18 protein-coding genes are annotated in these 23,545 nt (G+C 68.6%); 10 read left to right on the top strand and 8 right to left on the bottom strand.

The features are described from left to right. Positions 1-11: 11 nt before the first annotated feature. The gene (locus HNP73_RS18455) at positions 12-1,847 is read left to right on the top strand and encodes an autotransporter assembly complex protein TamA (protein WP_221288825.1); all 1,836 of its coding nucleotides are present in this window, start codon (positions 12-14) and stop codon (positions 1,845-1,847) included. After that, the gene (locus tag HNP73_RS18450) at positions 1,844-6,454 is read left to right on the top strand and encodes a translocation/assembly module TamB domain-containing protein (RefSeq protein WP_184153374.1); all 4,611 of its coding nucleotides are present in this window, start codon (positions 1,844-1,846) and stop codon (positions 6,452-6,454) included. The genes HNP73_RS18455 and HNP73_RS18450 overlap by 4 nt, the downstream gene beginning before the upstream one ends. A gap of 22 nt (positions 6,455-6,476) precedes the next feature. On the opposite strand, the gene HNP73_RS18445 is transcribed toward HNP73_RS18450, so the two are convergent. The 7 genes from HNP73_RS18445 to HNP73_RS18415 all read right to left on the bottom strand — a co-directional run bounded on the left by HNP73_RS18445 (position 6,477) and on the right by HNP73_RS18415 (position 13,666). Beyond that, positions 6,477-7,835 carry an 8-oxoguanine deaminase gene (locus HNP73_RS18445; RefSeq protein ID WP_184153360.1) on the bottom strand — a complete coding sequence of 453 codons (1,359 nt, stop codon included), beginning with the start codon at positions 7,833-7,835 and terminating at the stop codon, positions 6,477-6,479. A gap of 110 nt (positions 7,836-7,945) precedes the next feature. Further along, a complete protein-coding gene (locus tag HNP73_RS18440) occupies positions 7,946-8,293 on the bottom strand; it encodes a RidA family protein (RefSeq protein WP_184153345.1) in 348 nt (115 codons plus the stop codon). A 27-nt stretch (positions 8,294-8,320) separates the two neighbouring features. Next, the gene (locus tag HNP73_RS18435; RefSeq protein WP_184153342.1) at positions 8,321-9,559 is read right to left on the bottom strand and encodes an acetate/propionate family kinase; all 1,239 of its coding nucleotides are present in this window, start codon (positions 9,557-9,559) and stop codon (positions 8,321-8,323) included. Positions 9,560-9,615: 56 nt separating this feature from the next. Continuing rightward, positions 9,616-10,503: a cation diffusion facilitator family transporter gene (locus HNP73_RS18430; protein ID WP_184153340.1), complete on the bottom strand. Its 888-nt coding sequence runs from the start codon at positions 10,501-10,503 to the stop codon at positions 9,616-9,618. 161 nt (positions 10,504-10,664) lie between these two features. Further along, positions 10,665-11,597 carry a polyphosphate kinase 2 gene (ppk2, locus tag HNP73_RS18425; RefSeq protein ID WP_184153889.1) on the bottom strand — a complete coding sequence of 311 codons (933 nt, stop codon included), beginning with the start codon at positions 11,595-11,597 and terminating at the stop codon, positions 10,665-10,667. Between the two features lie 244 nt (positions 11,598-11,841). Then, the gene (locus HNP73_RS18420) at positions 11,842-12,495 is read right to left on the bottom strand and encodes a YggS family pyridoxal phosphate-dependent enzyme (protein ID WP_184153337.1); all 654 of its coding nucleotides are present in this window, start codon (positions 12,493-12,495) and stop codon (positions 11,842-11,844) included. A 124-nt stretch (positions 12,496-12,619) separates the two neighbouring features. Next, positions 12,620-13,666 (bottom strand): porin, encoded by a 1,047-nt coding sequence (locus HNP73_RS18415; RefSeq protein WP_184153334.1) that lies wholly within the window; start codon positions 13,664-13,666, stop codon positions 12,620-12,622. Positions 13,667-13,909: 243 nt separating this feature from the next. Here HNP73_RS18415 and HNP73_RS18410 point away from each other — a divergent pair, with 243 nt between their 5' ends. The 5 genes from HNP73_RS18410 to HNP73_RS18390 all read left to right on the top strand — a co-directional run bounded on the left by HNP73_RS18410 (position 13,910) and on the right by HNP73_RS18390 (position 19,387). Further along, positions 13,910-14,386 carry a DUF3576 domain-containing protein gene (locus HNP73_RS18410; RefSeq protein ID WP_184153331.1) on the top strand — a complete coding sequence of 159 codons (477 nt, stop codon included), beginning with the start codon at positions 13,910-13,912 and terminating at the stop codon, positions 14,384-14,386. Between the two features lie 81 nt (positions 14,387-14,467). After that, positions 14,468-17,020 (top strand): leucine--tRNA ligase, encoded by a 2,553-nt coding sequence (gene leuS, locus HNP73_RS18405; RefSeq protein ID WP_184153329.1) that lies wholly within the window; start codon positions 14,468-14,470, stop codon positions 17,018-17,020. Further along, complete coding sequence (gene lptE, locus HNP73_RS18400) at positions 17,007-17,519, top strand: LPS assembly lipoprotein LptE (protein ID WP_184153327.1); 513 nt, start codon at positions 17,007-17,009, stop codon at positions 17,517-17,519. Before leuS ends, lptE begins: the two co-directional genes overlap by 14 nt. Then, on the top strand, positions 17,516-18,526 hold the full coding sequence (locus HNP73_RS18395) for a DNA polymerase III subunit delta (RefSeq protein ID WP_184153324.1): 1,011 nt from the start codon (positions 17,516-17,518) through the stop codon (positions 18,524-18,526). Before lptE ends, HNP73_RS18395 begins: the two co-directional genes overlap by 4 nt. Positions 18,527-18,622: 96 nt before the next feature. Next, positions 18,623-19,387 (top strand): alpha/beta fold hydrolase, encoded by a 765-nt coding sequence (locus tag HNP73_RS18390; RefSeq protein ID WP_184153321.1) that lies wholly within the window; start codon positions 18,623-18,625, stop codon positions 19,385-19,387. Between the two features lie 27 nt (positions 19,388-19,414). Here the strand turns inward: HNP73_RS18390 and HNP73_RS18385 are convergent, their stop codons facing one another. After that, positions 19,415-19,945 (bottom strand): DUF1003 domain-containing protein, encoded by a 531-nt coding sequence (locus HNP73_RS18385; protein WP_184153318.1) that lies wholly within the window; start codon positions 19,943-19,945, stop codon positions 19,415-19,417. A gap of 233 nt (positions 19,946-20,178) precedes the next feature. On the opposite strand from HNP73_RS18385, the gene HNP73_RS18380 reads away from it, so the two are divergent. The 3 genes from HNP73_RS18380 to HNP73_RS18370 all read left to right on the top strand — a co-directional run bounded on the left by HNP73_RS18380 (position 20,179) and on the right by HNP73_RS18370 (position 23,545). After that, positions 20,179-21,135, top strand: a complete 957-nt coding sequence (locus HNP73_RS18380; protein ID WP_184153315.1) for a sugar-binding transcriptional regulator — start codon at positions 20,179-20,181, stop codon at positions 21,133-21,135. A gap of 148 nt (positions 21,136-21,283) precedes the next feature. Then, on the top strand, positions 21,284-22,594 hold the full coding sequence (locus HNP73_RS18375) for an ABC transporter substrate-binding protein (protein ID WP_184153312.1): 1,311 nt from the start codon (positions 21,284-21,286) through the stop codon (positions 22,592-22,594). A gap of 81 nt (positions 22,595-22,675) precedes the next feature. Further along, positions 22,676-23,545: a carbohydrate ABC transporter permease gene (locus tag HNP73_RS18370; RefSeq protein ID WP_184153309.1), complete on the top strand. Its 870-nt coding sequence runs from the start codon at positions 22,676-22,678 to the stop codon at positions 23,543-23,545.

The following is a 23,545-nucleotide window of genomic DNA, read 5'->3' as shown; positions in this document are numbered from 1 at the left end:
CATTCTCGATCATGGGGTTTCACCTCTGGGGTGCGCGCGAGGATGAGAATCGGGTCGAGGTGATCGACCCGCTCACCTACACCGTTACGCTGACAGTGAGTGGTCAGGGCGAAGATCTGCAGTCGGCCCTCGAAGAGGCCTCCTCGCTCTGGGCTGACAAGGACGAGCCCGCTTCCGGCACCGGCGGTCTGCTCGCCAAGGCGCGCGGCGATTATCGCCGCCTGATCGCGGCGCTCTACGCCGAAGGTTACTACGGACCCTATGTGAGCATCCGGGTCGGGGGGAAGGAAGCTGCCGACCTCACGCTCGGACAGGAATTTCCCCAGGACGTGCCGGTGACGGTCGACGTCGATACCGGACCACTCTTCCGCTTTGGCGATGCCGCGGTGGTGAACCCGCCGCCCGAGAGGGTGGCGGACGAGGACGAGGACGAGACGCTCGATTCGATCGGCTACAAGACCGGGCGCCGGGCGCGCTCGGGGGTGGTGAACGAGGCGTCCGCGCTGATGGTCGAGCGCTGGCGTCAGGCCTCCTACGCCAAGGCCCGCGAGGCGGAGCGCCAGATGCTCGCCGACCACCCCAACTCGCAGCTCGACGCGAGCATCGCGCTCGATCCGGGTCGCCCGGCGCGCTACGGCTCGACGACGGCCGTGGGTTCCACACGAACCGACCCCGCCTTCATCGCTTTCATGGCCGGCCTGCCGGAGGGCGATTCCTTCGATCCCGACGACATCACCGACGGACAGGCGCGTCTGAACCGCCTCGGCATCTTCCGTTCGCTGCGCTTCGAGGAGGCGCCGGCGATTCTCGATGACGGCAGCCTGCCGATGACGGTCCGGGTGCAGGACCGCCGTCCACGGACCATCGGCTTCGGCGGCACCTATTCCACCATTGACGGGCTCGGCGTCTCGGCCTACTGGCTGCACCGCAACCTGATGGGCCGGGGCGAGCAACTGCGCTTCGACGCGAGCGTCGATGGCATCGGCGACACGCTCAATCCGCAGGACTTCGGCTACAACCTCGGCGTCTCGTTCACGAAGCCGGGCGTGTGGACCCCCGACACCGACTTCATCACCTCGCTCGTCGGCAGGCAGGTGAACTATGACACCTACAAGGAGAAGTCGGTCACGGCGCGGGCCGGCCTCCAGCAGTCGTTCGGGCGGTACGTCACCGGAGACATCTTCGTCGTCGCCTCGCGTTCCCGCTTCGACGACGACTTTGGCATCCGCCACTTCACCACCTTCGGCCTCGACGGATCGCTGCAATACGACCGGCGCGACGACAAGTTCGACGCGACGCGCGGCTACTACATCGCGGTGACGGCGGATCCGTTCTACGAGGCGGAGTACGGCAATGCCGCGATCCAGACCACGCTCGAAGGGCGGGGGTATCTGGGCTTCCTCGAAGACCGCAGGCTCGTGCTGGCGGCGCGGGCGATGGTCGGCACGTACCTCGGCGCCGGCATCGCCGAGAGCCCGCCCGACATGCTGTTCTTCGCCGGTGGCGGCGGCTCGATCCGCGGCTACGCGTTCCGCTCGATCGGCGTGCCGTTCACCAACGCCGAGGGCGAGAACTTCACGTCCGGTGGCCGGGGCATCGTCGAGGCGTCGGGCGAGGTGCGATATCGCTTCACCGACAACTGGGGCGCGGCCGCCTTCGTCGACACGGGCTTCGTTACCGCCGATCCGACGTTCGCGGGCGACAGCGACTTCAAGACCGGCACCGGCCTCGGGGTGCGGTACCACACACCGATCGGCGTGCTCAGGGGCGATCTCGCGACACCGTTGCAGCCCGAGCCCGGCGATTCACGCGTCGCACTCTACATCGGCATCGGACAGGCGTTTTGAAACGGGTTCTTCTGGCACTGGCGGCTTTCCTGCTCGTGGCGATCGCTGCGGTGGCGCAGGACGAGGCGAATGACCCCGGTGACAATTCGTTCATCACCCGCTTCATCCAGGAGCGCATTTCCGGTCCGGGCCGCCAGATCCAACTGAGCGGCGTCTCTGGCGCGCTTTCGTCCCAGGCGCGGATCCAGCGCATCACCGTTTCGGACGCCAACGGGCCGTGGCTTCAGATCGAGAACGCCCAGCTCGACTGGAGCCGTCTCGCGTTGCTGCGCGGCCGGCTCACCATCAACCGGCTCGCCGCCGACCAGATCGTCTGGCTGCGACGCCCGGACATGCCGCCCGCGCCGAAGCAGTTGCCGCAGGCCGAGACGAAGCCGTTCTCGCTGCCGGAGCTGCCCGTCTCGGTGAACCTCGACGATCTCGCGGTGCCGATGGTGCGCTTTGCCGAGCCGATCTTCGGCCAGGCGGCCGAGATCAGCCTCGCGGGGCGGCTGAGCCTCGCCGACGGTGCGCTCGACACCGCCCTCGACGTGCAACGCCTCGACCAGCCGGGCGGAACGCTCGGGCTCAAGGCGGCCTTCTCGAACGCCTCGCGCCAGCTCGACCTCGACGTGGCACTCCACGAGCCGAAGGGCGGCATCGCCGCGACGCTCCTCAAGATCGAGGGGACGCCCGCCATCGACCTGACCCTCGCGGGCTCCGGGCCGCTCGACCAGGTGGACGTGAACTTCGCCCTCGACGCCGACCAGACACGCGTCGCCGCCGGCCTCGTCGCGCTGCGCGCCCGGGACGACGGCCTCGGGTTCGACGTTGATTTCGGCGGCGAGCTCGCGCCGCTCATTCCTGCGCAGTTCCGCGACTTCTTCGCCGGCCGCAGCACCGTCAAGGCGCAGGGCGTCTCGAAGACCGGCGGTGGCGTGCGCGTCGATACCCTCGCCCTCGCCAACGATGTGCTGAAGCTCGACGGCAACCTCGAAACCGGCGCCAGCTACCTTCGCCGCCTGTCGCTCACCGGCAACCTCGGCGACCCCTCGGGGCCGCCGATCACCCTGCCGGTGCCGGGCGCCCGCACCCGGATCAACTCCGCGGCGCTGCACGTCGCTTACGGTGACGCGGCGAACTGGGACGGCCTGCTCGTGCTCGACCGGCTGGAGGCCGCCGATCTCGCGATGGAGGACGTGACGTTCCGCATGGGCGGGCTCGCCCGGAACCTCGACGACCCGGCGACGCGCAATGTCACGGTGAACCTCGAAGGGCTCGCGACCGGCGTCTCGTCGACGCGGCCGGAGGTCGAGAACGCGCTCGGCTCGCGCATCGACCTCTTCGCCGATGCGGTGCTGCCGCCGGGTGGGCCGATCACGGTCAACCAGCTCCAGGTGAGCGGCAACGGCCTGTCGATCTTCACCGCCGGCGAGTTCAGGGACTACGTCTATACCGGCCGCAACGCTGTGCGCATCTCCGACCTCGCGATGTTTGCGGGCCTCGCCAACCGCGACCTCGGCGGCGCCCTCGATCTCACCGCGAACGGCAGCGTCAGCCCGCTCACCGGCGGCTTCGACCTCGCCATCGACGGCACCGCGAACAACCTGCGCGCCGGCATCGCCCAGGTGGACGGGCTTCTCGCCAACGAGACGACGCTCTCCGGCCGCGCCGTCCGGGACCAGCAGGGCTTCCGCACCGAGAACCTGAAGCTCGCCAACCCGCAGCTCTCGTTCGCCTCGAACGGGCAGGTGTCGAGCGCGAAGACCGACATCGGCTTCAACGCGGCGATCACCGACCTCAATCTCGTGGATCCGCGGCTCGGCGGCGCGCTCACCGCCTCGGGCCACGCCACGGGCCAGGGCCAGCCGATCACCGTCACGGTGAACGCCGCCATCCCGAATGGCAATCTCGCCGAGCGCAAGCTCACCAATGCCACGCTCGGCTTCGACGGTGAGGTGAACGGGACCGATCTCATTGGCACGCTGACCGGCGGCGGCGGCCTCGACGGGCTCGTCCTGTCGCTCGCGGGCGACGTGTCCTCGGTCGGAGAGAAGCGCTCGGTCAAGGATCTCGAAGTCGTCATCGGCCCGAACCGTCTCAGCGGCGATCTCGCGAAATCCGGCGCCGATCCGCTGGAAGGCCGGCTGAACCTCCATGCCCCGGACATCTCCTCGATCGCGGCGCTTGCGCTCGTGGACGCCGCCGGCGCGCTCGACGCGGACCTGACGCTCGCACCCGCGGAGACCGGGCAGGGGGTGAAGGTCGTCGCGGGCGCGAACGGCGTCTCGGTGGGCGCCACCCGCATCGGCCAGCTCAACCTCCAGGCGGACGTCGTCGATGCCCTCGGCGTCCCGCTCGTTGATGGCGGCCTCGACGCCTCCAGCCTCTTCGTCGGCGGCATCGAGGTCAGCTCGCTCAGCGCCACCGCCAGCCGGGCCGACACGAAGCAGATGCAGGTCTCGGCCAACGCGCGCCTCGCCATCGGCACGGAGATCGACACCTCGGGCGAAGTCGCGCACCTCGACGGCGGCGGCATCGAGACGACGCTCGCGTCGCTCAACCTCCGCCAGCAGGACATGCAGGCGCGCCTCGCCGCACCCTCCACCGTGACGCTGAAGGACGGCAACGTCTCCCTGACGCCGCTTCAGCTCGACGTGGGCAACGGCAGCCTGACGGCGCAGGGCAAGATCACCGACAGCTTCGACGTTGGCGTCATGCTGGACGCGCTGCCGCTCTCGGTGGCGAACAGCATCCGGCCCGACCTCGCGCTCGCGGGCACCGTTGACGGCGCGCTGCGCATCACCGGGCCGCGCAACGCGCCCGACGTGCAGTATCGCCTCACCGCAGCCGACATCGCGTCGAACATCACCCGCAACGCCGGCCTGCCGCCGGTGCGGCTCGAGTCCGCCGGCCAGACCGAGAACGGCCGGCTGAACCTGACCGCTGACCTGAGCGGCAATGACATCGCCGCCTCGGCGCGCGGCGGCGTGCCGCTCGGGCAGGGCAATCTCGACCTCGCCGTCAACCTCGGCTCCTTCCCGCTGGCGCTCGTCGACCGGGCCGCCGGCAACCGTGGCCTGCGCGGCACCGTCGCGGGTACCGGCCACGTGGCCGGCACCCTTGCGAGCCCGCAGGCAACCTTCAACGTGAACGGCACCGGGATCAGCGCCGATGTCCTCGCGTCGAACGGACTGCCGGCGCTCGGCTTCAACATGGCGGGCAATTTCCGCGGCAACGCGGTCCGGCTCGACTCCGCCGCCGTCACGGCGCCGGGCGGGCTCGACATCACCGGCGCGGGCACCATCCCGCTCTCCGGTCCGGGCCTCGACGTGCGGGTGAACGGCACCGTGCCGCTCGCCATGGCGAACCCCTTCCTCGCCGACCGCGCCGCCCAGCTCGCGGGCACCGCCCGCCTCGACGCGTCCGCCCGTGGCTCGCTCGCCTCGCCGCAGCTCGGCGGCAACGTCAACGTGGCGGGCGCAACGTTCGTCGATTCGGAGGCGAACATCCGCCTCGAAGGCGTCACCGTCGATGCCGGCCTGCAGGGCAACGCCGCGATCCTGCGCAGCTTCCGGGCCAACGTGGTCTCCGGTGGCTCGATCGAGGCGGACGGCCGCGTGACGCTGGCGCCGGGTTATCCCGCCGACCTGAACGCGCGGATCAACAACGTGGTCTACACCGACGGCGCCTTCGTCAGCACCCGGGCGAACGGCGTGCTGACCATGGAAGGCCCGCTGATGGGACAGGGCGGCATGCTTTCGGGACAGATCGACCTCGGCCGCACCGAGATCTCGGTCGCCGAGGGCCTCGGCGCCGGCGGGCAGGCGCTCGAGCAGGTCGAGCACCGCGCCCCGTCGCGTCCGGTCGTGATCACGCTCGACCGCGCCCGGATGAACGAAGCGCCGCGCGCCGAGAGCACGCCGCCGCAGATCGGCCTCGACGTGCTCGTCCGCGCGCCGAACCAGATCTTCATCCGTGGCCGCGGCCTCGACGTCGAGGTCGGAGGCGAGCTGCGGGTCCAGGGCACCACCGCCGACATTCAGCCGGTCGGCCAGTTCGACCTGCGTCGCGGCCGGCTCAGCATCCTCGGCCAGCGCATCGACTTCGATCAGGGGTCGGTCCAGCTCATCGGCAATCTCGACCCGCAACTGCACTTCGTCGCCGAGACCCAGTCGGCGGACGTGACAGCGATCGTCACCGTCGACGGCCGCGCCTCGGCGCCGACGATCACCTTCTCCTCGCAGCCGGAGTTGCCGCAGGACGAGGTGCTGGCGCGCGTGCTCTTCAACCGCACGTCCGAAACCCTCTCGCCGTTCCAGCTCGCCCAGCTCGCCGCCGCGGCGGCCGAGCTTGCGGGTGGCGGTGGCGGTCCGGGGATCATGGACCAGCTCCGCAACGCCACCGGGCTCGATGACCTCGACGTGGTGACGGCCGAGGACGGCTCCACCGCCGTGCGCGCCGGCCGCTACGTCTCGGACCGGGTCTATGTGGATGTGCAGAGCGATACCCGCGGCGTCAGTCAGGCCCAGGTCAACTACGAGATCAACCAGTCGCTCAGCGCGCGTGCAGCGGTCGGCACCGACGGCAACACCACGCTCGGCCTGTTCTTCGAACGCGACTACTGAACCGGCGCCTGAGGCTCCGGCCTCAGGTGAGCAGCCGCGCCACGCGACGTCGGCCATGGTCCAGGACGCGGTGGAGATCCATGCCGGTGAGCCGGCCCCCGGCCACGACCCGGCGCCCCTCGACGATGAGATCGCGCACCGAAAACGGCCCGCAGAGCACCAGCGCCGCGACCGGATCCCACGCGCCGGCCGCGGCGAGCCCGGAGACGTCCCAGATCGCCAGGTCCGCCCGCCTGCCCGGCGCGATCACCCCGAGCTCCGCACCCCGGCCGAGCACCTCCGCCCCGCCACGCGTGGCAATCCTCAGCGCCTCGCGCGCGCTCATGGCGTCGGCGCCGTTGCGGACGCGCTGGAGCAGCATCGCCTGTCGTGCTTCGGAAAGCAGGTGCCCGCTGTCGTTCGAGGCCGAGCCGTCGACCCCGAGGCCGACGCGCACGCCCGCGTCCCGCATCGCCCGCACTGGCGCAATCCCCGATCCGAGGCGGCAGTTCGAGCACGGGCAATGCGCGACGCCGGTGCGGGTCCGGGCGAAGAGGTCGATCTCGCCCGCGTCGAGCTTCACGCAGTGGGCGTGCCACACGTGCTCGCCGGTCCAGCCCAGATCCTCGGCATATTGCCCCGGCCGGCAGCCGAACTCGGAGAGCGAATAGGCCACATCCTCGTCGTTCTCGGCGAGGTGGGTGTGGAGCATCACCCCCTTGTCGCGGGCGAGTGCCGCGGCATCTCGCATCAGCCCGGTCGAGACCGAGAACGGCGAGCAGGGCGCGAGGCCAACCCGGACCATGGCGCCGGGGGCGGGGTCGTGGAAGGTGTCCACCACCCGGATCATGTCCTTCAGGATCGCGGGCTCGGCCTCGACCAGACTGTCCGGCGGCAGGCCGCCGGCACTTTCGCCGACGCTCATCGCGCCGCGTGTGGGATGAAAGCGGATGCCGACCGTGCGCGCCGCCTCGATCGTGTCCTCGAGGCGCACGCCATTCGGAAAGATATAGAGGTGGTCCGAGCTCATGGTGCAGCCGGAAAGCGCCAGCTCGGCGAGCCCGATCTGCGCGGAGACGAACATGTCGTCAGGCTCCATCCGCGCCCAGATGGGATAGAGCGTCTTCAGCCAGCCAAAAAGCAGCGCGTCCTGTCCGGCGGGAACCGCCCGGGTCAGGACCTGATAAAGGTGGTGGTGGGTGTTCACGAGGCCCGGCGTCACCACGCATCCGTTGGCGTCGATGACCTCGTCCGCCGCATCCGCGTCCGAGCCGGACTCCCGCGCAGACGCCGGTGTGACGGTCGTGATCACCCCGTCGTCGATCCGAACGTCGCCGACGAACTCGCGCCCTTCGTCGTCCATGGTCGCGATCGTCGCGTTGCTGACGACAAGGCTCGGCATGTTCATCCTCCATTCCGGGGGACGAACACGATGCCCGCCCCTCGCCCCAAGGTGACGGGCAAAAGCCGCCGGAACAAGCGCCGCGGGCACCTGCTCCGGCGGTGAGTCCGTCAGTTCCGCGCGGCGGTGACGATGAACTCGACGAGATAGTCCGGCGTGGCGAGCTTCGCTTCACCGGCGGCGCGGGTCGGCTTGTGCTCCGGGTCGACCCACGCGTCATAGACCGCGTTCATCTCGGCGAAGTCCTTCATGTCGGCGAGCCAGACCGTGACCTGCAGGATCGAGGACTTCGAGCCGCCGGTCAGGTCGAGCAGGCGCTCGACCTCGGCAAGCGCCGAGGTGGCCTGCTCGGTCACGGTCGTGCCGGTGCCGACCTGGCCGGCGAGATAGATGGTATCGCCATGGCGGACCGCCTGGCTCATGCGGGCGCCGGATTCGAACCGCTTGATCTTCGACATAGGGTCAATCCTCACTGTTGGGGGTATTCAGACTTTGGTATCGCTCAGGCGACGGTCGGGAGGAAAGGGGCGGCACGCCGCATCACCCGCTTCCCACAGGGATTTCGCGGCCCGGACTATAACGATTTCTTCATCGGTCGGGACGACGCGGACTTCGACCGGGCTCGCGGACGTGGTGATGACCTCGGCGCTGGCAGCGTTGCGCTCCGGGTCGAGCTCGATGCCGATCCAGCCGAGCCGCTCGCAGACCTCCGCGCGGATACGCGGCGAGTTCTCGCCGATCCCGGCGGTGAAGACGAGGGCGTCGAGCCCGCCGAGGGTGGCGGCGAGACGGCCGACCTGCTCGCGGATCCGCGCGGTATAGTAGGCAATCGCCGCATCCGCCTCGGCCGTACCGCTCGCCTCCAGAGTGCGCATGTCGTTCGACAGCCCCGAGAGGCCGAGAAGCCCGGACTCGGTGTAGAGCAGCGTTTGCACGTCGTCGATCGGCCGCTCCTCCTCCGCCAGCATGTAGAAGATGACGCCCGGGTCGATCTGGCCGCAGCGCGTGCCCATGGGCAGGCCGTCGAGCGGGGTGAAGCCCATGGTCGAGGAGATGGAGCGCCCGCCCTCCACCGCGCACATCGAGGCGCCGTTGCCGAGATGGGCAATCACCACCCGCCCCGCGGCGCGCTCCGGCGCGATCCGGGCAAGCTCGCCCGAGACGTATTCGTAGCTCAGCCCGTGGAACCCGTAGCGCCGTACGCCACGGGCATAGTAATCGGGCGGCAACGCGTAGGTGTCGTTTACCCACGGCTGGGTGCGGTGGAAGGCAGTGTCGAAGCAGGCGACCTGCAGCGCATCGGGAAAGGCGGCCTGCGCCGCCTCGATGCCCGAGACGTTGTGCGGCTGATGGATCGGCGCGAACGGGATCAGCCGCGTGAGCTCGGCGAGAACCTCGGGCGTCACCACGATCGGCGCGGCGTAGGTTGTCCCGCCGTGGACCACGCGATGACCGACCGTGACGATGCGTGCATCCGGAAACGACGCCTCGATGAGGAACAGGACCGCACCGAGGGCGCCGGCGTGGTCATGCACCGCCTCGGAGGCGAGATCGCGGGCGACCGAGGGCAGATCGGCGCGGAACGCCGCCTTCAGCCGCGGGGCGCCACCAATGCGCTCGACGATGCCCCGCGCCCGCTCGACCGGCGCGGCGGCGATGTCGTAGAGGGCGAACTTCAGCGACGAAGAGCCGGCGTTGAGCACAAGGGCGAGGGGCGTGGTCATCGGGACTCCATGGAACCGGTTGTCGCGAAACATTTGCTCCGCGCAACGCCCCCGCGTCAAACCACGACGACGCCGCTGTGCTTGGCCTTGTTCTCCGGCTCCACGTGGATGGTGATGAGCGAGCCCTCGACCGTCTCCTTCAGCTCCCGCTCGATGCGGTCGCAGATGTCGTGCGCGTCGCTCACCGGCATCTGGGCCGGCACCACGAGGTGGAAGTCGATGAAGGTCACGCGGCCCGCGTTGCGGGTGCGCACGTCGTGGGCCTCGATGGCGCCTTCCGCGTTCTGGGCGATCACTCCGCGGATGCGCTCAAGCTCCTGATCCGACACCGCCTCGTCCATCAGGCCACCGAGCGAATCCCGGATCACCCGCCAGCCGGACCACAGGATGTTGAGGGCGACGAACCCGGCCAGCGCCGGATCGAGGATCGCCCATCCGGTATAGATCGCGAGCGCGATGCCGATCACCACCCCGACCGAGGTGATGACGTCCGAGATGAGATGCTCGCCATCCGCGACGAGCGCGGGCGATCGCAGCTTGCGGCCGCGACTGACCAGCAGCCAGCTCCAGAGCGCATTGATGACGCTCGCGACACCGGCGAGCGCGAGACCGAGCCCCGGCGCCTCGATGGTGCGCGGCGCTTGGATGGCGCCCCAGGCCTCGCGCAGGATGAGAAGGGCGGCGACCATGATCAGCGCACCCGCCAGAACGGCGCTGAAGTACTCGACCTTGTGGTGGCCGTAGGGATGGTTGTGGTCGGCCGGCTGCTCGGAGAGCCGGACCGCGAGCAGCGCCGCGATGGCGGTCACCACGTTGACGAAGCTTTCGAGGGCATCCGAATACAGCGCGACCGAACCGGTCACCATGTAGGCGAGCCACTTGATCCCGAGCACGAGGATGCCGATCAGGATACTCCCGGCGGCGATCCTCACCGTTCCACTCATCGGGGTACTCCACAAGCAACGACTCCTGGCAGGGGTCTACCCGGCCAGGTCATGGGGGACAACCCGGCGGACCCGGAGCGCGGGCGGGGAGTGTCTCCCGCCGGCTGCTCCGGGGCGGCCGAGGACGAATGCCCGGGGAGGATGCCCCCCCGGGGAAGATTTCAGTACTTCTCGGGAACGTAGAGTTCCTTCGGCAGCACCTCCCGCTCGTAGTTCGGGTTGAAGATGCGCTCGGGCAGATGGATCTCTTCGTGCTCGACCGGCTGGTAGGGGATGAGCCCGAGGAGGTGGTCGATGCAATTCAGGCGGGCACGCTTCTTGTCGTTGCCTTCGACGATGTACCAGGGCGCTTCGGGAATGTTCGTACGGTCGAACATCTCTTCCTTGGCCTTGGTGTAGTCCTCCCAGCGCACCCGGCTCTTCAGGTCCATCGGCGAGAGCTTCCACTGCTTCAGCGGATCGTGGATGCGCATCAGGAAGCGGAGCTGCTGCTCCTCGTCGGTGATCGAGAACCAGTATTTCACCAGCCGGATACCGGAGCGGACCAGCATCCGCTCGAACTCGGGGACATCGTTGAAGAACTGCTCGACCTCATCCTCGTCGGCGAACCCCATGACCCGCTCGACGCCGGAACGGTTGTACCAGGAGCGGTCGAACAGCACGATCTCGCCGCCGGCCGGCAGGTGCGGCACGTAGCGCTGGAAGTACCACTGGGTCTTCTCGCGGTCGGACGGCGCGGGCAGTGCCACGACGCGCACGACCCGCGGGTTCAGCCGCTGGGTGATGCGCTTGATGACCCCGCCCTTGCCCGCGGAGTCGCGGCCCTCGAAGATGACGACGATCTTTTCCTTGCTGTGCTGCACCCAGTCCTGAAGCTTGATGAGCTCGGACTGGAGATGGAGCAGGGTGCGGAAGTAGGTGACCCGGTCGATCGCCGCGGGATGGTGCCGGCGATAGATCCGGCGGATCTCGTTGCTGATCGCCGGTTCTGAAATCTCGAGCTCGTAGTCTTCGTCCAGGGTGTCGGCGAGTTCCGCCGCCAGCCAGTCCTCGGCATTCCGCCGGTTCTCGGCATCCTGCAAGTCCTCGACCATCTGCAAGTCCTCGACCACCTGCCTCTCGTTCATGTCTCTCAACCTTCTTCTACGCTGGCCGCTGCTGTTTGGCGCTCTCTTACCCGCTGGGGAGGGGGAGCACAGTGAACCTTTGATGACGCGGTCGGCGACCCTTTCGGGCATGCCAGACAGCGCGCAAGACCCTCGAGGCGAGGGTCGTGCGATCCCGTCCGGCCCCCTCTGATAGCGGCCGAACCTGTCGGGAGGCTGTCGTTTTCGGGGGTCAGCCGGTCCGGCTGCCGAAGAGCGCCGATCCGACGCGCACATGGGTGGCGCCATGCGCGATCGCCGTCTCGAAGTCGTCGCTCATGCCCATGGAGAGCCCGGTGAGGCCATTTCGCGCCGCCATTTCCGCGAGCGCGGTGAAGTGCGGTGCCGGGTCCTCGTCCGCGGGAGGAATCACCATGAGGCCGAAGACCGGAAGCGCATAGTCGCCGCGCAGCCGCATGAGGAAGGCGTCGAGCTCGTCAGGGTCGATGCCCGCCTTCTGCGGCTCGCGGCCGGTGTTCACCTGGACGAACAGCGTCGGGCAGGCGCCGCGGGCCTGAACCGCCTCGGCAAGCTTCCGGGCGAGGCTGTCGCGATCGACGCTGTGAATGGCGTCGAAGAGTGCCAGGGCCTTGTTGAGCTTGTTGGTCTGGAGCGGGCCGACCAGATGGAGCGTGATGTCGGACACTTCGGCCCTGAGCGGGGTCCACCGACCCTCCGCCTCCTGCACGCGGTTTTCGCCGAAGACCCGCTGGCCCGCGGCGATGACGGCACGCACCCGGTCTTCCGGCTGCACCTTGGAGACGGCGACGAGGGTGACCGATTCCGGCGCGCGGCCGGAACGGGCCGCGGCCGCCGCGATGCGGGCTTCGATGTCTGCGAGGGCCATGGGGCGGACTCCGGCTCGGCTAGGGGCTGCGACCATAGGGCAGGGGCAACCTCTGATCCAGAGCACGCCAAAAAGAAAGGCGGGCCGGAGCCCGCCTTTCCCTCTCACTGTCCCGTTTTCGGGATCAGAACGCCATCTTGATACCGAAGTCGCCGACGGTGTCGCCGTTGTAGTCCTGGCCCACGCCGCCGTTGATCGAGGCGCCGCCGCCGAGGTCGTACTTGCCGGTGACCGCGAAGGTGTCGTTGCCGTCGATGTCGCCGAGGTCGGTCATGCCACCGGCCTCATCCGCGAGAACGCCTTCGGCCTTCAGGATGTTGCCGTAGTAGGCACCGAGCGTGAAGGCGTCGAAGCCGAACTCACCGCCGACGAGCAGCGAGTCAAACTTCGGGTCGGAGTCGCCGTCCATGTCGGTGGTGACGTAGGTCACGCCGAACGAGAAGTTCTCGTACTCGCCCTTCAGGCCGGCCGACCACTGGGTGCCGTCCTCGTAGTCAATGCCGGTCGTCGAGGTGAAGCCGGTGAAGTTGTTGTAGCCGATGCCGAACGCCCAAGTGCCGCCGCCGAAGTCGGCGGAGTAGCCGGTGCCGACGGTGATGTCGTCGAGATCACGGTTGGACGACGCCGAGATGCCGAAGCCGGCGATGTCGAAGTCGTAACGAACGGTCGGACGCGCCGCCGGGTTCGCCGCGAAGCTGCCGGCGTAGTCGTTGCCGAAGCTGCCGCCGTTCGAGATGAACGCGGTCTCGTCACGCTCGCCGAGGCTGGTGAGCGAGAGATCGCCCGGCACGTCGCCGACCCACTGCTCGTCGGCAGCGTTGGTGTCACCAAAGGTCAGCGTACCCCAGCTGCCCGACACGAACACTTCGCCGGCACGCTGGCCTTCGGTGCCGCCGTGGCCGCCAGCGGAGTTGTCCGCACGGATGGTCGCGCCGAAGGTGATGCCGCTATCGGTCTCACCGGTCATGTTGACGCCGAACCGGACGCGGGAGACAGCGCGCAGGTCGTCCTGGACCTCGCCGTCGTCGCCGTACCAGGTCGTGCCGTCGTTCTGGATGTTATAGCCAAGACCCAGACGGGCGTCGCCGAACAGCGCGATACCCTGGGCCGAGGCCACACCGGCAATCGCCAGGCCGGCGAACGCGGTGGTTGCGAAGAGCACCTTCTTCATCGCTTTTCCTCGTGGTTCTTCTTTGAAACCCATCTCAAATCCGAGACATCCCGGACCCGTGAGCCTGTCATCTCTCATCGGCTCTCTCAGGGCAAGCGAATGGCAGGCAGGGGGAAGATTGCCCGCGCCCCTGATGCAAGGACGCCACAGTGGCCCCGGGGGCGCACCTCATGCTTTGGGCTTGCCGGGCGCTGGGGTTCTCTTTACACACCGCGCGAAGATGCCTGAGGGACTGTTCGGCTCGTGATAGACAAGCGCGCAATCTGTCTCGCCCTTGCCGCCCTCGTGGCGCTGAGTGCTTGTGGTGGGGATGCCGATCTCCAGCGACAGAAGGCGCTTGAGCGCCGGAACGCCGAGCAGGAGATCAGCGACGAGAGCATTTTCGACCTGTTCCGCCACCGCGGCGATGTGAATCGCCAGGTCGCGGTCAATCGCTTCCTGTGGCAGGCATCGCTCGACACGCTGTCATTCCTGCCGCTCGAGGCTGCCGACCCGTTCTCCGGTCTCATCGTCACCGACTGGGGCAGCCTCAACGGCGGCGCCTACCGGGTGACTGTCTATATCTCCGATCCCTCGCTTGATGCGCGGGCGCTCAAGGTCGCTGCCTACCGTCAGCAGGGCGGCCGCGCGGTGCCGGTGGGCGTGGCGGAGAACAAGGCGCTCGAGGACGCGATCCTCACCCGCGCCCGTCAGATGCGCATTGCCGTGGCGGGCCAGTGATCCGCTGACCGCCGTCGCCTTTCGAGACTTGTCTCTCCGGGGCCTCTGTCGCACGAGGCCCCGTCTTGTCGAGGATTACCCATGTCGCGTTACGACCCCCGTGTGATCGAGCAGAAGTGGCAGCTCGCCTGGGAGGACGCCGGCATCTTCAAGGCGCGGCACGATCCGGCGCGGCCGAAATACTACGTCCTCGAGATGTTCCCCTATCCGTCGGGCCGCATCCACATGGGGCACGTGCGCAACTACACCATGGGCGACATGGTGGCGCGCTATCGCAAGGCGTGCGGCTACAACGTGCTGCACCCCATGGGCTGGGACGCCTTCGGCCTGCCGGCCGAGAACGCCGCCATGGAAAAGGGCGTCCAGCCTGGCGCCTGGACCTATCAGAACATCGACGCGATGCGGGCGCAGATGAAGCCGCTCGGGCTGTCGATCGACTGGAGCCGCGAGTTCGCCACCTGTGACCCGGAGTACTACGGCCGGCAGCAGGCGCTGTTTCTAGACATGCTCGACGCCGGCCTCGTCACCCGCAAGAGCGCGCAGGTGAACTGGGATCCGGTCGACATGACCGTGCTCGCGAACGAGCAGGTGGTCGATGGACGCGGCTGGCGCTCCGGCGCGGTCGTCGAGCGGCGCGAGCTCGTCCAGTGGTTCTTCCGCATCACCGACATGGCCGACGACCTGCTCGCCGCCATCGACGGGCTCGACGCCTGGCCCGAGAAGGTGCGCACCATGCAGCGCAACTGGATCGGCAAGAGCCGGGGCCTGCAATTCGCCTTCGAGACGAAGGGCGCCCCCGAGGGGTTCGAGCGACTCGAGGTCTTCACCACCCGCCCGGACACGCTGATGGGCGCGAGCTTCGCGGCGATCGCGCCGGAGCATCCGCTGGCAAAGGCGCTCGCCTCCGACCCGAAGGTGGCGGCGTTCATCGCCGAGTGCCGCCAGTCCGGCACCTCGGAGGAGGAGATCGAGACCGCGCCGAAGATCGGCCTCGACACCGGGATCCGCGTCACCCACCCGTTCGATCCCACGTGGGAGCTTCCGGTCTGGATCGCGAACTTCATCCTGATGGACTACGGCACCGGTGCGATCTTCGGCTGCCCGGCGCATGACCAGCGCGACCTCGATTTCGCCCGCAAGTACGGGCTGCCGGTCGAGGACGTCTTCACCGCGAAGGGCTCGGACGTCCGCGTCGGGACCGAGGCGTTCGTGCCGCCGAAGACCGAGCCGGTCGAGTACGTCCGCCCGCTCGGTGAGGGCGGTGTGATGACCGGCGAGGCGGCGGTCGAGGCGGCAATCGACCTCTGCGAGGCGAAGGGCATCGGCTCCGGTGTCGTGCGCTACCGCCTGCGCGACTGGGGGGTCAGCCGCCAGCGCTACTGGGGCTGCCCGATTCCGGTGATCCACTGCCCGACCTGCGGCGTGGTGCAGGAGAAGCGCGAGAACCTGCCGGTCCGCCTGCCCGATGACGTGAGCTTCGAGAAGCCCGGCAACCCGCTCGAGCACCATCCCACCTGGTCGAAGACCACGTGCCCCACCTGTGGCGGGCCTGCGCGGCGCGAGACCGACACGATGGACACCTTCGTTGATTCGTCCTGGTACTACGCGCGCTTCACCGCGCCGCACGCCGAGGGCCCGACCGATCTCGCCGAAGCCGGCTACTGGATGAACGTCGACCAGTACATCGGCGGCGTCGAGCACGCGATCCTGCATCTGCTCTACTCGCGCTTCTTCGCGCGGGCGATGGTGAAGACCGGCCACCTGCCCGCGTCGGCCGGCGAGCCGTTCAACGCGCTCTTCACCCAGGGCATGGTGACGCACGAGACATATTCCACCGCCGGCGCCGACGGCCGCCCGGTCTGGCGCGAGCCGTCCGAGGTGATCCACGACGAGGCCGGCGCGCACCTCGCCGACGGGACGCCGGTCGAGGTCGGGCCGTCGACCAAGATGTCGAAGTCGAAGAAGAACGTCGTCGATCCGGCCGACATCATCGCGCACTACGGTGCCGACACCGCGCGCTGGTTCGTGCTCTCCGACAGCCCGCCCGACCGGGACGTGGAATGGACGGCCTCGGGCGCCGAGGCGGCGTCGAAGCATCTCGGGCGCGTCTGGCGCCTCGCCCACGAAGCGAGCACGGCGGCAGGTGGCGACGGCGACGCCGAGCCGCTGCTCCGCGCGGCGCACCGGGCGATCCGCGACGTGACGGCCGACATCGAGGGCTTTGCCTTCAACAAGGCGATCGCGCGCATCTATGAGCTGACGGCGGCGATCAGCCGGGCGGAGAGCGCGCCGGCGGAAGACCGGCGCTTCGCGCTCCGCACGCTGGCGCAGCTCGTCGCTCCGATGACGCCGCACCTCGCCGAAGACGTCTGGGCGCTGGTCGGAGGCGAGGGCCTCGTCGCCGCGGCGCCGTGGCCGGTCGTGGATCCGGCGATGCTCGCCGAGGCGGCCGTGACGCTGCCGGTGCAGGTGAACGGCAAGCGCCGGGCCGAGATCACCGTGCCCGCGGGCTCTGACGCCGCGACGGTCGAGGCGCTGGTGCTGCAGGACCCGGCAGTGCAGCGGGCGCTCGACGGGAAGACGCCGCGCCGCGTCATCGTCGTGCCGGATCGGATCGTCAATGTCGTGGTCTGACGCCGTCTCGCGCCGCCGGATGCTCGGGCTCCTCGCGCTGCTGCCCGTGGCGGGCTGCGGCTTCGCGCCACTCTATGGCGAGGGCGCGTCCGCGTCGCGCATGGCCGGGCGGGTCGATGTGGGCCTGATCGACGGCAAGGCCGGGTTCGAGCTGCGCGAGCGGCTGGTGAACCGTCTCGGCCAGCCAGTCGATCCCGCCTATCGTCTGACCGTGCGGCTGGTCCTCGAAAGCACCGGCACGGCGCTCACGCAGGAAAACGTGACGACGCGATTCGGCGTGAACGGCATGGCGGAATACACCCTCGTGCCGGTGACCGGCGGCCTGCCGGTTGCCTCGGGCGTGGTGCGCTCGGTCACGGGCTTCAACGCGCCCGACGCGGTCGCCTCGACCGCCTTTGCCGCGCGGGCGGCAGAGATCGACGCGGAACGGCGCCTCGCCGTCACGCTCGCGGATCAGATCGTGCAGCGGCTGGCGCTCTCGGCCGACGGCTGGGCGTGAAACTCTCCGGGCGCGACGCCGCGAAGGTTCTCGCGCGGCCCGACCCCGGGATGGCCGGATTTCTGCTCTATGGTGCCGACGCCATGCGGGTGGCCCTGAAGCGCAAGACGCTCGTTGATGCGCTGGTGGGCCCGAAGGCCGCCGACGAGATGCGCCTCACCCGCCTCGCCGGCACCGACCTCCGGCGTGATCCGGCGATGCTTCTCGACGCGGTGAAGGCGGTCGGCTTCTTCCCCGGGCCGCGCGCGGTGTTGGTTGAAGAGGCCGGCGAGCCGGCGCTCGCCGCCATCAAGGCCGCGCTCGAAGACTGGACGGCGGGCGACGCGCGTGTCGTGGTGACGGCGGGCAGCCTCGGGGCCGCGAGCGGCCTGCGCAAGACGTTCGAGGCGGCGCGCAACGCCGCCGCGCTCGCCGTCTACAATGATCCGCCGGACCGGGCCGAGATCGAGGCGGCGCTCGCCGCCGCCGGTCTCGCCAACGTCGGCCGCGAGGCGATGGGCGAGATCGACCTGCTTGCGCGGACGCTCGATCCCGGCGACTTCCGGCAGTTCCTCGAAAAGCTCGCGCTCTACAAGCGCGGTGACGCGTCGCCGCTTGCCTCGCAGGACGTGGCCGCAGTGGCGCCGCCGTCCGGCGAGGCGGAGATCGACGAAGTGCTGATGCTCGCCGGCGAAGGCGACGCCCGCGGGCTTGCGCGGGCGTTTCGCAACCTCGGCGCCGGCAGTGCCGTCTCGGTGACGATCGCGGCCGGCCGCTACTTCCGCACGCTCCACGCCGCCGCGTCGGCCGGCGATCCGGAGGCCGCACTCGCCCGGGCACGGCCGCCGGTCTTCGGGCCGCGACGGAGCCGGATGGCGGGGCAGGCGCGCGCCTTCGGCCGCGACCGCCTCGAGACCGCGCTCGGTCTGCTCATGGAGGCCGAACTGACGCTGCGCTCCTCGCGTCCGGTGCCAGCGATGGCACTCGTGGAGCGCCTGCTCGTGCGCATCGCCATGCTGCGCCGCTGACACGCCCCCCGGATACGTGATGCAAACCGCCAGCCGGACGGCTGGCCGCGACCTCGCCTGCGTCCTACGATTCCAATGTTGACGCAGGAGGCATCGATGTCAGCACTTCGGGGCGGGGTGATCGCGCTCGCACTCGCCGCGGCCGGGCCGGCGCCGGCGGCCCATGGTGGGCTCTATGGCGTCGACGGGCAGAACCTCCACGTGGAGCGGCTCGGGACCAGTGGTCCCGGCGTGGTCTTCGAATCGGGTCTCGGCGGCGACAGCCACGCCTGGGACAAGGTGGCCGGGCCGATCTCGGGGTTCGCCCGGGTGATCCTCTACGATCGAGCGGGTCTTGGTCAGAGCCTGCCGCTGCACGCCGCCGACCCGGCGACGGCCGAAACGGTGGCGAAGCGGCTTCACGCCCTCCTTGACGCGGTTGGCGTGCCGCCGCCGTGGATCCTCGTCGGTCATTCGCTCGGCGGGCTCTACCTGCAAATGTTCGCGCGGACCTATCCCCACGACGTGGCGGGTCTCGTGCTGCTCGACTCGACGATCGCCGAGCAGCCGCCGGAACTCGATCCGCTCTGGGAGATGGAGCCGGGATCGGCGGAATTCCTCGAAGGCGAAGGCATGCCCGAGAGCACGCGGCAGGTGCGCGAGGCCGGCCCGTTCCCCGACGTGCCGCTCACGGTTGTCGCCGCGACGGACCACGGCACCGACCTGCACGCGCTGGAACCGGTGCTGCTGCGCTTCCAGTCGCGCCTCGCCGAGATGTCGCCACAGGGCCGACTGGTGGTGGCCGAGGGCAGCGGCCACATGATCCAGAACGACCGCCCGGACCTCGTCATCGCTGCGGTCCGCGCCCTCGTGGAGCAATAGTCCCGTCTCATCCGGTCGCCCGGGCGGCTAGCGCCCGTCCGCAGGCTTCGCGTCCAGCCGTTCGATGATCTGGTCGAGGCGGGTGAGGATCGCGTCGTCGATCTTGGCCTGGATGTGAAGGATCTCGATCTCGGTCCGCAGGTTCACCTGAAAGTCGAGCTGGGCGGCGAGGCGATCCTTCTCGGCCTGTCGGTTCTGGCTCATCATGATGATCGGCGCCTGGATCGCGGCGAGCGTCGAGAGCATCAGGTTCAGGAAGATGAAGGGGTAGGGGTCGAACACGAAGCCCCAGCGGCTGAGCACGTCGCTGTTCAGCAACATCCATCCGAGCAGGACCACCGAGAAGCCGCCGATGAAACCCCACGAGCCGCCCACCGAGGCGACCCGGTCCGCGAGCCGGTCGCCGGCGCTGGACTGCCCGGCGATGATCCGGGTCACATCCTGGCTGATCGGCTCGCGCCGGTCGATCTGGTTCAGAATCGCCGCCTCGGCGTCCGCCAGCGCGTGGATCTCCTTGCCGAAAAGCCGCTTTGCGAGCCGTTCCCGCTTTGACGCCATCCCCGGGGCTCCTTCGCCTGCCGCTCCCGCATTGCGTAGATGCGAACGGTTCGCAGTCAGCGTCAACCATCCTCACGAGCCGGTGATCGCAAGCTGAACGGTCAATACCATGGATTCATTAGAGGATCCCCTCACGCCATCACATCGGGCCATTGCGGCCGGCCACTCACAACCGCTTGCACGACTTGCGCACTTGCCTAAACTCCGGGCAATTGCGCAGTGCAGGTGAGGGAATGGCCCGGAGAAGGGGTTCGCTGAAACGTCTCGACGACGCGGCACGCGCGGGCTGGCTCTACTACATCGCCGGCCGCACCCAGGACGAGATCGCCGCCGAAATGGGCATCTCGCGCCAGGTGGCCCAGCGCCTCGTGTCGCTCGCGGTCTCGGAAAAGCTGGTCCGGGTCTGGATCGAGCATCCGATCGCCCGCTGCCTCGATCTCGCGAAGGCGCTGACCGACCGCTACGGCCTGCTGCGCGCCGAGGTCGTCCCGACCGACCCGGGCAGCGACGGGGGCACTGTCGGCATCGCCGACGCGGCGGCGGCGGAGATCACCCGCTGGCTGAAACGCGAGCAGCCGATCGTGATGGCGGTCGGCACCGGGCGCACCCTCAAGGCCGCGATCGAGCATCTGCCGCCGATCGAATGCCGTCAGCACTGCATTGTCTCGCTAACTGGCAACGTCGGGCCGGACGGCACGGCAGCATATTATAATGTGATATTTTCCATGGCCGAGGTGGTGGACGCGCGGCACTTTCCCATGACCCTCCCGGTCTATCTCGCCTCGCCGGAGGAGCGGGCGCTGATGCGGCAACAGAGCCTGCTTCGCTCGACGCTCGCGCTCGCCAGCACTGCCGACGTGGCGTTCGTCGGCATCGGCGAGATGAACGAGGAGGCGCCGCTGTTCCTCGACAAGTTCCTGACCGGGGAGGACCTCGCGGCCGAGCGCGCGGCCGGTGCGGTCGGCGAGATCTGCGGCTGGATCTTCGATCGCGACGGGCGGTTGCTCGAAAATGGCGCCAACACACGCACCGCGAGCGCACCGATCCCCGACCGGACGCGCAGCACGGTGATTGCGCTTGCCAAGGGCCGCAGCAAGCGTCCGGCTATCGCCGCGGCACTCCGCGGCGGCCTGGTGAATGGCCTCATCACCGATGAGGCGACGGCGGAAGGATTGCTCGCCGACGCATGACGGAGCACGGGTAATCGGCATTCGATTATCAATCACTTGCCCGGCGAGTGGGCGTTTGCCCACTTTGCCGTTGACAGATTGGCGGAATCTTGCGACGGTGGGCCTCAATCAACAACAACCGTGATTGAACGGTTCCAACGGAGGAATCATGCGTCTCACACCCATTCTGATGGGGGCGGCTTCCGCTCTCGCGTTCACCGTCTCGGCAAACGCCGCTGCCATCACCATCGCCACGGTCAACAACGGCGACATGATCCGCATGCAGGGGCTGACCTCGGAGTTCAACGCGGCGCACCCGGACATCGAAGTCAACTGGGTCACGCTGGAGGAGAACATCCTCCGCGAGCGTGTCACGACCGACATCGCCACCGGCGGCGGCCAGTACGACATCCTGACGATCGGCAACTACGAAGTGCCGATCTGGGGCAAGCAGGGCTGGCTCCTGCCGCTCGAGTTCTCCGCGGACTACGATGTCGACGACATGCTGCCGGCGATCCGTGGCGGCCTGACGGTCGACGACAAGCTCTATGGCGCGCCGTTCTACGGCGAGTCCGCGTTCCTCATGTACCGCACCGACCTGCTCGAGAAGGCCGGGCTCACCATGCCCGATGACCCGACATGGGAATTCGTCGGCGACGCGGCACGCAAGATGACCGATCGCTCGGCCGGCATCAACGGCATCTGCCTGCGCGGCAAGGCCGGGTGGGGCGAGAACATGGCGCTCGTCGCCTCGATGGCGAACAGCTTCGGCGCGAGCTGGTTCGACGAGACGTGGACACCGCAGTTCGACCAGCCGGAGTGGAAGGAAACCCTGCAGTTCTACGCCGACCTGATGAAGGACGCAGGGCCGCAGGGCGCCTCGTCGAACGGCTTCAACGAGAACCTGACGCTGTTCCAGCAGGGCAAGTGCGGCATGTGGATCGACGCGACGTCCGCCGGCTCGTTCGTCTCCGACCCGAAGCAGTCGACGGTGGCCGACAAGGTCGCCTTCGCGATCTACCCGCACAAGGATGGCGTCGACAATCACGGCAACTGGCTCTGGTCGTGGAACCTCGCGATCCCGACCAGCTCGAAGAACGCCGATGCGGCCAAGACCTTCATCGAGTGGGCGACCGACAAGGCCTACACCGAGATGGTCGCGGGCAAGGAGGGTTGGGTGAACGTGCCCCCGGGGACGCGGACCTCGCTCTACGAGAACCAGAACTACCTCGACGCGGCGCCGTTCGCGGCGAAGGCCAAGGAAGCGATGGATGCGGCCGACATCACCAAGCCGTCCGTGAAGCCCGTGCCCTACACCGGTGGCCAGTTCGTGGCGATCCCGGAGTTCCAGTCGATCGGCACCACCGTCGGCCAGCTCGTCGCCGCGGTCATCGCCGGGCAGTCGAGCGTCGATGACGCACTGGCGCAGGCCCAGTCGACGACCGAGCGCGAGATGCGCCGCGCCGGCTACGGCCGGTAGCACCTCCTCCGATCGAACCCGCCGCGGGCGTCTTCCCGGGCGGGTTCGTCTCCTCAGGACATCCGACGGGAGGGATTTCCCATGGCCACCCGCCAGACCGCGAGCATCGCGCGCCTCATGCGGCTTCCGGCGATCGTCGTCCTTTTCATCTGGATGATCGTGCCGCTGGCGATGACGGTCTATTTCTCGTTTCGCTATTACAACCTGCTGAACCCCGCCGCGGGCGGCTGGGCCGGCTTCGAGAACTATCAGTATTTCCTCACCGATCCCGCGTTCTGGCAGGCGATCCGCAACACGCTCGCGATCGTGCTCGGCGTGCTCGCGATCAGCGTGGTCGGCGGCATCGGCGTCGCGCTGCTCATCGACCAGCCGATCTTCGGCCAGGGCCTCGTGCGGATCCTCGTGATCTCGCCGTTCTTCGTCATGCCGCCGGTGGCGGCACTGGTCTGGAAGAACATGATCCTGCACCCGGGCTACGGGGTCGCGGCGGATATCGCCAAGTTCTTCGGCCTGCAGCCCGTAGACTGGTTCGCGTCCTACCCGCTCTTCTCGATCATCCTCATCGTCGCGTGGCAGTGGCTGCCGTTTGCCGCACTCATCCTGCTCACCTCGCTGCAATCGCTCGATGGCGAGCAGAAGGAGGCGGCCGAGATGGACGGCGCCAGCGCGTTCTCGCGCTTCCGCTACCTGACGCTGCCGCACATGTCGCGGGCGATCACCATCGTCATCCTGATCGAGACGATCTTCCTGCTCGGGGTCTATGCCGAGATCCTCGTCACCACCAACGGTGGCCCGGGCTATGCCTCCACCAACCTGCCGTTCCTGATCTACCGCGCCGCGCTCCTCAATCAGGACGTGGGCGGGGCCGCGGCCGGGGGCGTCGTCGCCGTCATCATCGCCAACATCGTCGCGATCTTCCTGATGCGCGCCGTCGGCAAGAACCTGGACTGA

This window comes from Amaricoccus macauensis (genome assembly GCF_014201905.1).
GTDB classification, from domain to species: Bacteria; Pseudomonadota; Alphaproteobacteria; order Rhodobacterales; family Rhodobacteraceae; genus Amaricoccus; species Amaricoccus macauensis.
The sequence above is the reverse complement of the archived record's forward strand: the minus strand, read 5'-3'. Positions and strand labels throughout refer to the sequence as shown.

Excerpts from the sequence above, each read along its gene's own strand:
- HNP73_RS18445 (WP_184153360.1), bottom strand. The coding sequence starts at position 7,835 with ATGCCGAGCCTTGTCGTCAGCAACGCGACGATCGCGACCATGGACGAC.
- HNP73_RS18390 (WP_184153321.1), top strand. The coding sequence starts at position 18,623 with ATGTCAGCACTTCGGGGCGGGGTGATCGCGCTCGCACTCGCCGCGGCC.
- leuS (WP_184153329.1), top strand. The coding sequence starts at position 14,468 with ATGTCGCGTTACGACCCCCGTGTGATCGAGCAGAAGTGGCAGCTCGCC.
- HNP73_RS18415 (WP_184153334.1), bottom strand. The coding sequence starts at position 13,666 with ATGAAGAAGGTGCTCTTCGCAACCACCGCGTTCGCCGGCCTGGCGATT.
- HNP73_RS18435 (WP_184153342.1), bottom strand. The coding sequence starts at position 9,559 with ATGACCACGCCCCTCGCCCTTGTGCTCAACGCCGGCTCTTCGTCGCTG.
- HNP73_RS18380 (WP_184153315.1), top strand. The coding sequence starts at position 20,179 with ATGGCCCGGAGAAGGGGTTCGCTGAAACGTCTCGACGACGCGGCACGC.
- HNP73_RS18440 (WP_184153345.1), bottom strand. The coding sequence starts at position 8,293 with ATGTCGAAGATCAAGCGGTTCGAATCCGGCGCCCGCATGAGCCAGGCG.
- HNP73_RS18375 (WP_184153312.1), top strand. The coding sequence starts at position 21,284 with ATGCGTCTCACACCCATTCTGATGGGGGCGGCTTCCGCTCTCGCGTTC.
- ppk2 (WP_184153889.1), bottom strand. The coding sequence starts at position 11,597 with ATGGTCGAGGACTTGCAGGATGCCGAGAACCGGCGGAATGCCGAGGAC.
- HNP73_RS18430 (WP_184153340.1), bottom strand. The coding sequence starts at position 10,503 with ATGAGTGGAACGGTGAGGATCGCCGCCGGGAGTATCCTGATCGGCATC.
- HNP73_RS18385 (WP_184153318.1), bottom strand. The coding sequence starts at position 19,945 with ATGGCGTCAAAGCGGGAACGGCTCGCAAAGCGGCTTTTCGGCAAGGAG.
- HNP73_RS18420 (WP_184153337.1), bottom strand. The coding sequence starts at position 12,495 with ATGGCCCTCGCAGACATCGAAGCCCGCATCGCGGCGGCCGCGGCCCGT.
- HNP73_RS18370 (WP_184153309.1), top strand. The coding sequence starts at position 22,676 with ATGGCCACCCGCCAGACCGCGAGCATCGCGCGCCTCATGCGGCTTCCG.
- HNP73_RS18455 (WP_221288825.1), top strand. The coding sequence starts at position 12 with ATGGGGTTTCACCTCTGGGGTGCGCGCGAGGATGAGAATCGGGTCGAG.
- lptE (WP_184153327.1), top strand. The coding sequence starts at position 17,007 with ATGTCGTGGTCTGACGCCGTCTCGCGCCGCCGGATGCTCGGGCTCCTC.